We start from the raw sequence: 12,340 nt of genomic DNA, 5'->3' as shown, positions 1-12,340 counted from the left end.
CGTTTGCGGGGTGCAAAGATACTGAGCTTTTTTCCATATCCAAGCTTTTTCGGAAACTATTATTGAAGTATTTTTAAATTAATGCTTAACTCTCTTAAAATGTTTGATTTAAATTGAAAAGTTTTTTAAAAAAAACTTAGAACCTCGAGACACCGTCTCGCAGGAGCTATCGGGATTTGCAAACTTGCAGGAGTGCTAATAAAATAATAGACTATATATAAGGTATTCTATCAAAACTTATAATCCCTCAATGCTGGGTAATCCAATATTGTAATCAATGATCCTTTGGTTTTTATATAACCATCTTTTTTAAATTCACTTAAAATTCTTATCACCGATTCAGTAGCTGTTCCTACCATACTGGCGAGCTCATCTCTAGTCACTGTGACCTCCACTCGTTCAGCCAAACCTTCTTTATATTTAATGTAAAGTTTGCTTAACGCGTTAGCAACTCTCTTTCTTACAGTGTTGTAGGCTAGACTCACCAATTCATTCTCTCTATCTACAATATCACCCGCCAAAAGTTTAATAAAATTAATAGATACATCTTTATTAGAAAGAATTAAATTCTCAAAATCGGCTTTTGAAATCAATGCGAGTTTTGCACCCTCCAGAGCCACCGCATATTCATTATATGTTCCTTGAGAGAGTAAATCAATATACCCGAAAAAATCCCCAACTCCAAACAAACCTGTTACGAGTTCTTTATCGTCTTTTGTTACTTTATAATTTCTAACATGCCCTTCTTTTACATAGTAGAGCCATTTTGGAGTATCACCTTCGAAGTAGATTCCTTCTCGTTTGCCGTAAGATTTAATCTGAGCGCTGTCTTTAAGATCATCTAATCCCGTCAAATCACAGACCGCATCTTGGAAACCTTTCCACTTGTCCTCCCCTTCCAGCACAGCCTCAAAACGTTTTCTCTTTGACAATCTGGATTCAATAGCTTCAAGCAGCTCCATTTCTTCGAATGGCTTTGTAATGTAATCGTCCGCACCAAGATTCATCCCTTTCCGGAAATCTGTTCTTTCAGTTTTAGCCGAAAGAAAAATAAATGGAATAGCGCGCGTTTCTGGAATCTTACTCAAATAATAAAGAACTCCATACCCATCAAGTTCCGGCATCATGATATCACAAATGATCAAATCAGGAATTTCCCTCTTCACCATTTCTAGTCCTACCTTTCCATTCTCAGCAGTTAAAACATGATAATCAGCAAGTTCCAATATTTCTTGAATATTTTCTCTCATCTCGTGATTATCCTCAATTAACACTATTTTAGTCATGTTCTCTAAGTAATTTTATTTTTCTTTTGGCAATGTAATAAAAAATATTGTTCCTTCTCCCTCTTTCGACTTAAAGGAGATCTCCCCTTTCAATAAATCAAGGTACCTAACAACTATATTTAGCCCTAAACCTGTTCCTTCTATGTTCGTTACATTTCCTGCTCTAAAGAATCGTGTGAATAGGTTCTTTTGATCATTTAGGGGGATTCCCATTCCAAAATCTTGAATGGAAATAACTATCTTCTCCTCCATTTCTTCTAAACGCACAATGATCTCACCTTTCGCTTTCGAATATTTTATTGCATTGGATAACATGTTTAACATTGAATTCTTTAACAATTGGCCATCCGTTAAGAGTATTAGTTCTTTTGGACCTTTATAGACAATTTTTTGTTCGGCAATTATAATATCTGCTATTTCCTCGAAAGTCTCCTGCAATATATTAGGAATGGACCATTGCGCAAAACTTGCTTTCATTTGATTCGCTTCTAGTTTTTCAAAGGAAAGAAAATCATTTAAAATAGCTGTTAAATTGCGTACGGAATTCTTAATTCTGTCCGTATGTTTATCTAATTTATCATAACTTTTCTTTTCATGATATTTTTTTATCAATGTAGCCGATGAATTGATTGTCGTTAAAGGGGTTCTAAATTCATGAGAAGCCATTGAAACGAATCTTGATTTCATTTCAGTTAATTCTCTCTCCTGCTTGAGGGTCTCCTCCAGTTTTTTGGAAACTTCTTTCTCGGCTGTTATATTTTTTTCGACAACTAATATCCTATCCACTTCGGTACCTGCATCAGATAAAGGAACTGCGCTTAATGAATAAGTTTTTTTACCGACATTTACCTCAAAGTTTTTTGATTCTCCTTTAAACACCTTGTCTAACTCCTGCTTTACAAGTACCCTTGCTCTAGAGTCTATACGGTTTAAATAATCCAAGCCAATTAAATCGGAGGTCTCGATCCCTAATTCATAGAGTCCTTGTCCTTCTGCAAACAAATACCTGTATGATTTATCAAAAATACTAATTACACCACTAGGGAAGTTTCGAGCAATGGACTTGTAGAGCTTTTCACTCTCTCTCAACTCCTTTGTTCTTTCTTTCACCTTCTGCTCTAATGACTCCCTGAGTTTCAATAAAGTTTTTTCATTTTCTCTTCTTTCCGTTACATCAGAAACTAAAGCCACAACAAACTTTTCCCCTGTTTGACTTTCAAAAGGGTTTAAACTAACCTGAACTGGAAATTCAGAACCGTCTTTTCTAACCCCATCGAGCTTCAAAGCTGATCCCATAGAACGAGAAGTTGGGTGCTCATTATATTGATCTCTGTGTTTCTGGTGTTCACCTCTTGCTTTCATTGGAACCAAAACCTCTATTTTCTGTCCTAAAAGTTCACTTTCCTCGTACCCGAACATTTCATTTCCAGTCTTATTTAGTTCTATGATTACACCCTCACTGTTCACTAAAATAAGGCCTTCTTGAATAGCCCCAAAAAGTATTTCGTATAAGTCATTTTTAAAATCCATAATTATCTCATCAAGTTTCTAACAATTTTAGCTACCTCACTGGCTTCCTTAACATCATGAACTCGTATTATTGATGCATTTTTAACTAGGCCTATCGTATTCAAAACACTCGTGCCATTTAAAGCTTCTTGCGGGCTTGAATTTAACAATTTATAAATCATAGACTTTCTCGAAACTCCAATAAGAACAGGACATTCTAATAAATTTAGTACAGAAAGGTGTTTCAAGAGCTCGTAATTTTGCTCCACATTTTTAGCAAAGCCAAATCCAGGATCAATTATAATATCCTTTACCCCTTTTGCTCTTAATTCCCACAGGTTTTCACTCAGTTCTAAACAAACATCTGCCGCTACATCATTGTAATTATCAAGGCTTTTCATATTACTGGCATCCCCCCGGCTGTGCATTAAAATATAGGGCACTTGGAGTTCTGCCACGGTATCAAACATTTTGTCATCATACCTACCACCATACACGTCATTAATTATATTTGCTCCAACCAAAACAGCCTGCTTTGCGACATCTGCCCTAAAAGTATCTACACTAATTAGTATTTTGGGAAATTTTTCCCGAATTTCTTTAATCGCCGGAATAACTCGACTTAACTCCTCTGTATTTGTCATTAAGTCAGCTCCGGGCCTAGTCGAGATTCCTCCAACATCAATAATATGCGCTCCACCGTCTATCATTGCGGTAACCTCATCCATCAACTGGCTAGAATTACCCATGCGACTTTCTTTATAAAATGAATCCGGAGTCACATTTATTATCCCCATTATCAAGGGACAATTAAGGTCATATAATTTATCACCTCTAATATTCATACTTTTTGAGTCATAATTATTATCTTTCCCCACTACAAAAACTTTTTACCATAAATAATGTCAGAAACAGTTGAACAATATACAAAAGTTATTTCCAAGTGTCGCGAAATATTCCAAAAGAAAACAAAGGATTATGGAACCGCTTGGAGAATATTACGCACGAGTTCCTTAACGGATCAAATTTTCATTAAGGCCCAAAGAATAAGAACAATTCAAGAAACTGGACACAATAAAGTCGGAGAAAACATTGAAGATGAATTCATTGGGATAATTAACTATTGCGTAATGGCATTGATACAGCTTCATGAGGGTGAAAATTTAGCTTTAGAACTGGATGCTGAGGAGGCGGAGAAGCTTTATGATAAATACACTAAAAACGCTTTAGACCTTATGATCACAAAGAACCATGACTACGGTGAAGCTTGGAGAGATATGCGGGTAAGCTCATTAACAGATTTAATTTTAATGAAAATACTACGTGTAAAACAAATTGAAAACAACAAAGGAAAAACTTTAATTAGCGAAGGAATTGATGCTAATTATTTTGACATGCTAAACTATTCCGTCTTTGCTTTAATTCACTTAACATTCAAAAAAGAAAAAAATGCTTAACAACACTAATTTTTCGTTATCTGGAAAATCGCTGATACTCAACATTATTTTTATTGCGGTAAACCTTTTAGGACTATCATTTTTAGTCATGGGATATCACCCTTCTTTTGAAGCCAATGCCTTTATCTATAAAATACTAGGTTACGGCTTAATGGCAGCCACACTTGTGACCACTTTTCTCCTACAAGGTATGCTTCTTTTCGCTTATGTTTCGCGTGTTCTTGTGGGCGGTTTATTTATCGTTTCGGGTTTAATTAAAGCGAATGACCCCAAAGGATTTGCATATAAACTTGAAGAATACTTTGAAGACGGAGCCTTAGCGTACAGAATTAAAGAGTGGTTCAATTGGGAAACGTTCACTTTGGAATACCTTATTGAACATGCTTTACTTTTAAGTGTTTTGATCTGTATATTTGAAATTGTATTGGGAGCACTTGTTCTTTTGGGGGCAAAAATGAAATCCTCCTCTTGGTTAATGCTGATCATGATGTTGTTTTTCACCTTCTTAACGTGGCATACAAAAGAATGTGACCCTCACACTACTTTCACAGATGTAGATACCTACGCAATCAATTCCACCGCGGCAAATGCTAAAATTCCACAAGCCATCAACAATGAAAACATTACCATACTTAATCAGACTCAGGAATTTGTTACCATTAAGGAAGTAAAAAAACCTCAATGTGTAGATGATTGTGGTTGTTTTGGAGACGCAATGAAAGGCTCAATAGGTCGGTCGTTAACGCCTGCTGAAAGCTTTTGGAAAGATATAGTATTACTTTATTTGGTAGTAATAATTTTTATTTCAAGAAGAAAAATAACAAACAACACAAATCGAGAAAATATAGTAATGATTGTCTTTGGTACACTTTTCATTAGCTTCTTCTCCTTTATTTTTACTTGGTCCTTCCCTATCATATTTGGCTTAGCTTCACTTATTCTTGCTTTATGGATAAGAAGAACTGGGGGTAGAATTTTAGGAAATGATTGGGGTATGATTCTTATTCTCACCGTTGTGTGCTCTATTTTTGTTACCTATGTTCTAATGTATCTTCCAATGAGAGATTACAGGCCTTACCATGTTGGTTCTAATTTAGTGGAACGAATGCAAGATGGTGAAGATGGGATTTACGAAAACTTCATGGTTTACAGTAATCTTAAAACAAAGAAAGACACCATGATTACAAACCTAGACGAAAGTACTAAAAGCATTTGGGGGGACACTGAAACATGGAAGTTCGAGAAAAGAGAAACCAAAACAATAAAGGCTGCGATTCCTCACGCTATTCAGCAATTTGATCCTAGTATTCCTGTTCAAAATTTAACAACAGTGGAAAAAGAGTTTGAACCCATCTCCACAATTCTAGAAAACAATCAGGCACAGTACATCGATGTAATCGATAAAGAAACGGGTGATCGCTACCCAATGACGCTTGCAGATTTCCATTTACCAGACATAGACACTGCAATGTATTCCATCGGAGACACGCTTGTAAGATTAGACGAATCCTTAACAGACATTAGTTTAAAGGATTACATCTTAGATCAAGAGCAAGTAATATTAATATTCAGTAGAAACTTAAATAATGGAAACTTTAGTAGAATATCTAGATTGAAAGAAATTGCTGAAAAAGCAAAAGAACATAATATTTCAATGATTATGATTTCTACAGCTTCAAAAGAGGAGGTTATGGCATTCCGCGAGAAAACTGGATTAATGATTCCAACTTTACAAAATGATGAAATTGAAATAAAAGCCATTACACGCTCCAACCCTTCATTGATGGTGTTATCGAATAGTGTGGTTAAAGGGAAATACCCATTCCGCTCAACACCATCTTGGGAATGGTTAACGAAAAACGTACTAATAGTTGAATAAGATATGAGAAAGAAAATAGTAGCTGGAAACTGGAAAATGAATTTGTCTCTTGAGGAGGCTCAATCACTTCACTCTGAAATCAATGATGCCCTAGAAACATCTGAATTTAATTGCGAAGTGTACCACTTTGTTCCTTCCATATATTTAAGCACTTTATTGGAAAGTGATCAAAAAGTAAACGTTGGATCGCAAAACGGCTATCCAGCAAAAAACGGTGCCTTTACTGGAGAAGTAAGCATGTCTCAGCTCTCCGGAATTGGCACAAAAGCTGTTTTAATTGGCCACTCTGAACGTCGTCAACTGTTCAATGAATCTGATATTTTGTTGAAAGAAAAAGTCGATGCAGCATTGGAGGAAGACCTAAAAGTATTCTTTTGTTGTGGAGAAACCCTTGAGGAAAGAGAATCTGGACAATATAAGCAAACTGTAATCAAGCAATTGAAAAACTCGCTATTCCACTTGCCTTCAAAAGAATTCGCTAAGATTGTGATTGCATACGAGCCTATCTGGGCCATTGGAACAGGCAAAACTGCTAGTCCGGAACAGGCAAACGAAATGCATAAAAGTATACGTGAAGCCATAGAGCACGCCTATACACAAGAAATTGCTCAGAATACCTCCATATTATATGGTGGAAGTTGCAAACCTTCAAACGCAACCGAATTACTCAATCAATCAGATATTGATGGTGGACTCATCGGAGGAGCATCTTTAAAATCTGAAGACTTTCTCAAAATAATAGCAACCTATAATTGATCTATGAATTATTTTCAAATTACCTTAAATATAGCACCAATAAAGCCTTGGACCGAAATCCTAACCCAAGAACTTGCAGTTATTGGGTTTGATAGTTTTACCGAAGAAAATAAATCATTGCAGGCTTATGTATCTGAAGAAAATTATAATGAGGATCAATTTAATGCTCTCATCGAGGAATATAGGCAAAAAAAAGTAGCCATTAAATTTGAGAAAGAACATATTCCCGCTCAAAACTGGAATGCTGTTTGGGAGTCTGATTATGAACCAGTAAACATAGATAAAAAAATACTGATTCGTGCCCCTTTTCACAAAGCAGACTCATCGTTTGAGTTGGCGATTGAAATTCAACCACAAATGTCTTTCGGAACGGGTCACCATCAAACAACCTATCTTTTAAGTAAACACCTGTTAACTGTCGATTTTAAAGAAAAAAAGGTCCTTGATGTGGGCACTGGTACTGGGGTTTTAGGTATTCTGGCTTCCAAGCTTGGTGCCGAAACCGTTTTTGGGACAGACATCGAAGAGGGAGCTGTTGAAAATGCCATCGAAAATTGTGAGCGCAATGCTGTAAAGAACTTCGAAATCATTAAAGGTGATATTGATCTCGTTCCAAATGAAAAGTATGACATTGTCATTGCAAACATCAACAAGAATGTTTTGAAGCGACACATGGAAGCTTACGCAAAACTTACAAAGAAAAATGGTTTACTCTTCTTAAGTGGATTCTTTGAAACTGATATTTCGGAGCTTTCCGCTCATGCTAAACTGTACAACTTTGATACCTTAGAATCCTATCAAAAGGAAACCTGGGCTGTAATTAAGCTCACCAAAACCATATAATTATGAAAACGTCCGCTCTATTTTTATTCATTATTTTATTGCTTTCTGTACACAATTCTTTTGGTCAGAAAAACAAGCCCAATGAAGAACGTGAAAAATTTATATCTGATTATTCCCGTACAATGGAAGCCGGACGAGCAAAAGAAATCAAGGACTTTATCGACAATGAGCTTAGTCCAATGTTACTGGGAGGAAACTTTTTTCCTGAGGAACGTTTTCAACAAATGCAAACTACCGTAGACCAACTCAACGAAAAGCAAATCACACCTTTCCCTCACCTTCACAACTATGTCGTTTCGGTTTACTCACTTGTAAAACGAGGAAAAACAGGTATTCAATTCGATAATTGGCACAACATTGTAGACGACTTAATTAAAAACAGAAACACAAGAAGATTAGAGGAGTTTTTAGCTGTCTCCCGTTCTTTTTTATACCAAAATATTATCGCCGAAGATCCTAATTTTACATGGTACTTATCAGGTAATGAGTTTGAGTTTATCAATGATAAAACACCTCAACTTAGGGTTGAAAACACAACCATCGTTTGCAAAACGATCAACAGAGCATCTAATTGGAAGGACGTTTCTTTTACAGACTCGGTAAAAATAGAGAACACTTCGGGAATTGCAGATTTATCCAGTAATAAATGGGAAGGGCAAGGAGGTCAATTTACTTGGGAAAAAGCACTTTTACCAAAAAATGAAACCGTAGCTACTTTGAATAATTACTCTGTTTCTTTTCGATCAACAAATTTTACGGTCGACAGTGTTTCATTAAAGACGCCTTACATATCTAGACCCGTTCCGGGAAGAATTATTGACAGAGCCGTAAAAGGTAATTACAGAGAAAACCGTGATATGGTTTACCCACAATTTAGCTCCTATCAAGCCAATTTCGAAATAAAAAACATCATTGAAGATGTTGATTACAAAGGAGGTTTTTCTTTAAATGGAGACCAATTTGTTGGTGTTGGAAATGATGAAATGCAAGCTGAGTTAATTTACTACCGAAAAAGTAAACCATTCATCATCACACAATCAGACCAAGTTAGGGTCAGCAGCAAAAGTGTAAGAACTGACATGGCAAAAATGACCATGTTTATTGGACTTAGAGATTCTATAACTCATACAGGACTTAATGTTTCGTACAATCAGGAAACAGAATCGCTAAAAATGACAAGGGGAAGTGCCGCCATTTCTCAGGCTCCATTTATTAACAGTTTCCACAAAATGAATATGTATGTAGACGAGTTAATCTGGAATAAAAACTCCAATGATCTTGTTTTAGGGTACGACATCAATACATCCGAGCAACAGCGAAATGCTAGATTTGAATCCTTCAGTTATTATGATGAAAGATTATACCAAAGACTTCAGGGAGTTGAAGCACTTCATCCTTTGGTTGCCCTCTATAAATATGCCTACAAGTACGACAAGTTTAATATGGATGAAGGTACAGCTGCTACGGCATTAAACCGAACAATTGAACAAGCAAAACCAAAATTACTAGAACTTTCTGCCTTAGGTTTTATTAGTTATGATACCGATCGAGAGACGGTAGTTGTGAATCCAAAAACCGAGCATTTTGTAAAGTCGAAATCTAGGGCCAGTGATTACGACAATATTTCATTCACCTCCAACCTTTCTCCCATTCGTAGTGAACAAGGTAATACAGATCAAGACTACTTAGAAAAAGTACGCAAAAGAAACTTAGAGCGTTCTCAAATAAACCAATATGGTAAAATGGATTTGTCCTCTTTGGATATGGATATTCAGGCCGTAGATTTCATTAAAATTGCCGATATTAAAAGAACAACTATTTTTCCAGACAGCAACCAAGTAGTGATTAAGAAAAATAGGAATATTGTATTTTCTGGCTGGATCAATAGTGGTAAATGGGAAGTGAAAATTGAAAAAGGAGACTACGTTTATGAAAGCAATAAGTTTAACGTTTATGACTCAAAAGTCGCCTATTTTAACGCAAATCCTTTAAGAGCTGAAGACGGTAAAAGGGCTATTCCTCTCCAATCCGTATTGAACGGACTACAAGGAGAAATCATTGTAGACGCAACAAGCAACAGATCTGGACTAAACGAGGGCTTTGATGAATATCCCATTTTAGTTTCTAAAGAAAAAACACGTGTCTATTACGATCAAAAACAATTACACCGTGGAGCCTACAACAAAGAACGTTTTTACTTTGAGGTTGATCCCTTCACACTGGATAGTTTACTTACATTCAATGAGAGAAACCTTAGATTCCCAGGAGAGCTGACTTCTGCCGGTATTTTCCCAAAAATGCGAGATGAACTTAAGGTGATGGCAGACTATTCCCTTGGTTTTTCTCAAGATGTGCCATCGGAAGGTTATGAGTTTTATGGAACGGACGCCATCTATGAAAACAAGATTTTACTTTCTAACAATGGACTTCAAGGAGGAGGAACCATTAACTTTATCAATTCCTCATCCACATCAAAATCATTATTTACATTCCTTCCAGATTCAGCTATTGGAGTGGCTACCTTCATAAATAGACCTCAAGAAGCGGGAGTTGAATATCCAGATGCAGATGGTCCAGACGCTTTTATCACCTTTTTACCGAGGGAAAAACAGCTAAAAGCCAGATCAAACAAAGAAGATATAGCGTTTTTCAATGGAGAAGCTAAACTAGAAGGTTCTACAGTTTTAAACCACCAAGGAATGACAGGAAGAGGAGGTTTAGACTTATCATCTGCCAAGCTTAGGTCAAGACATTTCGATTTTACCAGGTGGGTAGCTGAAACCGACACGGCATCTTTCCTCTTAAACAATAAGTATAAAAAAGAAGGAGATTTAACTGAGGACGCACTCGCCTTTAAGACGGACAATGTGAATGGAAAGCTTGATTTTAAAGAGAGGGTAGGAATATTTAGACCTAATAAAGGAATTTCGATTGTAGAATTCCCTGTAAACCAGTACATCTGTAAAATTGATCAATTTACTTGGCAGATGGATCAAGACGAGATGACTTTAGAGAAAAAGGAGCAAGACAATTTAGCCATAGAAAGTGGTATGGACTTGGATGGCCCAAACTTTTTCTCTACAAACCCCAAACAAGATTCTCTACAATTTTTGTCTCCAAAAGCGAAGTTCAGCTTGAAAGAGAGAACAATTTATGCTTATGACACAGAGTTTTTAGAAATTGCAGATGCCAGAATTTTCCCAGACAGCGCTGTTGTTGTAGTTCGGAAAAATGCCAAACTTGATAAATTTGAAAATGCTAAAATTGTAGCCAATTTCATTACCAAGTATCACTCTATGGTTAACGTGGAGGCTGAAGTTACAGCAAGAAGAGCGTACACAGCAATTGGAGACTATGAATATGGAAGAGAAGGAGAAGAAAAACAATTAATTCATCTTTCAGAAATTAGATTAGACACTTCTTTCCAAACTGTTGCAGTAGGTGCAGTAGATCAAGAAAACATACTCGCATTGAGCGAACAATTTAGCTTCTATGGAGATGTAAGGTTAAAAGCTGCAGACCCTTATTTATTGTTTAAAGGAGCAACGAAAGTTAATCATGATTGTAAGAATTTTGAAAGAAGTTGGATGGCATTTGAGACGGCAATTGATCCAGAAAAAATTCAAATACCAGTGGGCGAAGACATGGTGGATTTAGAAGGAAACAAAATCACCGTTGGTATTCGATGGAGAAACTCCACAAACAAAGAGGAAGTAAGATTGTACCCAACTTTCTTGAGTCAGGTTTTGGGTGAAGAGGATCCTGAAGTTTTCTCTGCTAGTGGGCTGTTGCAGTATAATGGTTCAACCAAGGAATATCAAATTTCGAACAAAGAGAAGCTTGTGAATAGAAATGAAAAAGGAAACTATATTTCATTGCACACCGAAACTTGCTCACTCAATGGAGACGGGGATATTAATTTAGGTATGGATTTCGGAACACTTGACGTTACTTCAATTGGAGAAGTAAACTATGATGAAGCAAGCGAACAAACAGACCTAAAGCTTACCATGGCCATTAGAGCACCTGTTGAAACAAAAGCGTTTAGAGACATTGGTGCTAAAATAATTGAAGTGCCTGGTTTAAAAGACACAGACTTCAACAATAGTACTTTGGAACAAGCACTTGTAGAGTGGGTAAACCGTAAATCAGCGGATAAAATTAAATCTGACTTTACACTAAAGAAGGAATTTAAAAATGTTCCGAAAGAATTAGAGGACGCTATTGTTATTACAGGCATTGAGCTGACGTCTTATGCAAAACCTGGTGACAACCAAAAAGGATTGCTTACAACATCAACACAATCAGCAATTGTAAATATATTTAATCAACCTGTGATGAAATATGTTTCAACGCGTATTTTTGCAGAGCAAAGGTCCAACATGGGAGACAGACTTGGACTTTTCTTGAATGTTCCTGGAGGGTTTGAGTACTTTATTGATTACGATTACAGAAAAGATGGAGTTATGAATATATTGACAGATGACAAAGACTTTAACACTGAAGTCTCTGAATTAAAAGCTGACAAGAAAAAATCAAGAAAGTTCATTTATGATATAACGCAGAACTCGGCTTACAAAAGTCAATTCTTGAGGGTATTTAATTAATAA

At 36.3% G+C, this 12,340-nt stretch carries 8 protein-coding genes; 5 read left to right on the top strand and 3 right to left on the bottom strand.

The genetic code is table 11. From position 1 onward, the window contains the following. Nucleotides 1–230: 230 nt before the first annotated feature. Genes DIT68_RS15070 through folP form a run of 3 tightly spaced genes read right to left on the bottom strand, consistent with a single transcriptional unit; the run spans nucleotide 231 to nucleotide 3,592 of the window. On the bottom strand, nucleotides 231–1,286 hold the full coding sequence (locus tag DIT68_RS15070) for a response regulator (RefSeq protein WP_109360652.1): 1,056 nt from the start codon (nucleotides 1,284–1,286) through the stop codon (nucleotides 231–233). Between the two features lie 15 nt (nucleotides 1,287–1,301). Next, the gene (locus tag DIT68_RS15065; RefSeq protein WP_109360651.1) at nucleotides 1,302–2,816 is read right to left on the bottom strand and encodes a sensor histidine kinase; all 1,515 of its coding nucleotides are present in this window, start codon (nucleotides 2,814–2,816) and stop codon (nucleotides 1,302–1,304) included. A 2-nt stretch (nucleotides 2,817–2,818) separates the two neighbouring features. Next, entirely contained in the window at nucleotides 2,819–3,592 is a 774-nt protein-coding gene (gene folP, locus DIT68_RS15060) for a dihydropteroate synthase (RefSeq protein WP_317133918.1), read from the bottom strand. A 105-nt stretch (nucleotides 3,593–3,697) separates the two neighbouring features. Here folP and DIT68_RS15055 point away from each other — a divergent pair, with 105 nt between their 5' ends. From DIT68_RS15055 to DIT68_RS15035, 5 genes are read left to right on the top strand one after another with little or no spacing between them, the layout of a single operon-like run. After that, the gene (locus tag DIT68_RS15055) at nucleotides 3,698–4,252 is read left to right on the top strand and encodes a DUF1599 domain-containing protein (protein WP_109360649.1); all 555 of its coding nucleotides are present in this window, start codon (nucleotides 3,698–3,700) and stop codon (nucleotides 4,250–4,252) included. After that, a complete protein-coding gene (locus tag DIT68_RS15050; RefSeq protein WP_109360648.1) occupies nucleotides 4,245–6,131 on the top strand; it encodes a DoxX family protein in 1,887 nt (628 codons plus the stop codon). The genes DIT68_RS15055 and DIT68_RS15050 overlap by 8 nt, the downstream gene beginning before the upstream one ends. 3 nt (nucleotides 6,132–6,134) lie before the next feature. Then, on the top strand, nucleotides 6,135–6,887 hold the full coding sequence (gene tpiA / locus DIT68_RS15045) for a triose-phosphate isomerase (protein WP_109360647.1): 753 nt from the start codon (nucleotides 6,135–6,137) through the stop codon (nucleotides 6,885–6,887). A gap of 3 nt (nucleotides 6,888–6,890) precedes the next feature. Continuing rightward, nucleotides 6,891–7,730 (top strand): 50S ribosomal protein L11 methyltransferase, encoded by an 840-nt coding sequence (gene prmA / locus DIT68_RS15040; protein WP_109360646.1) that lies wholly within the window; start codon nucleotides 6,891–6,893, stop codon nucleotides 7,728–7,730. Nucleotides 7,731–7,732: 2 nt separating this feature from the next. Beyond that, the gene (locus DIT68_RS15035; protein WP_146194244.1) at nucleotides 7,733–12,337 is read left to right on the top strand and encodes a hypothetical protein; all 4,605 of its coding nucleotides are present in this window, start codon (nucleotides 7,733–7,735) and stop codon (nucleotides 12,335–12,337) included. Nucleotides 12,338–12,340: the final 3 nt, after the last annotated feature.

Source organism: Brumimicrobium oceani, from assembly GCF_003143775.1.
Taxonomy (GTDB): Bacteria; Bacteroidota; Bacteroidia; order Flavobacteriales_D; family Crocinitomicaceae; genus Brumimicrobium; species Brumimicrobium oceani.
Note: the sequence above shows the minus strand (reverse complement) of the source record. Positions and strands in the feature narration are given on the sequence as shown.

Coding starts and splice junctions, on each gene's coding strand:
- DIT68_RS15070 (WP_109360652.1), bottom strand. CDS start 1,286: ATGACTAAAATAGTGTTAATTGAGGATAATCACGAGATGAGAGAAAAT.
- DIT68_RS15065 (WP_109360651.1), bottom strand. CDS start 2,816: ATGGATTTTAAAAATGACTTATACGAAATACTTTTTGGGGCTATTCAA.
- folP (WP_317133918.1), bottom strand. CDS start 3,592: ATGGGGATAATAAATGTGACTCCGGATTCATTTTATAAAGAAAGTCGC.
- DIT68_RS15055 (WP_109360649.1), top strand. CDS start 3,698: ATGTCAGAAACAGTTGAACAATATACAAAAGTTATTTCCAAGTGTCGC.
- DIT68_RS15050 (WP_109360648.1), top strand. CDS start 4,245: ATGCTTAACAACACTAATTTTTCGTTATCTGGAAAATCGCTGATACTC.
- tpiA (WP_109360647.1), top strand. CDS start 6,135: ATGAGAAAGAAAATAGTAGCTGGAAACTGGAAAATGAATTTGTCTCTT.
- prmA (WP_109360646.1), top strand. CDS start 6,891: ATGAATTATTTTCAAATTACCTTAAATATAGCACCAATAAAGCCTTGG.
- DIT68_RS15035 (WP_146194244.1), top strand. CDS start 7,733: ATGAAAACGTCCGCTCTATTTTTATTCATTATTTTATTGCTTTCTGTA.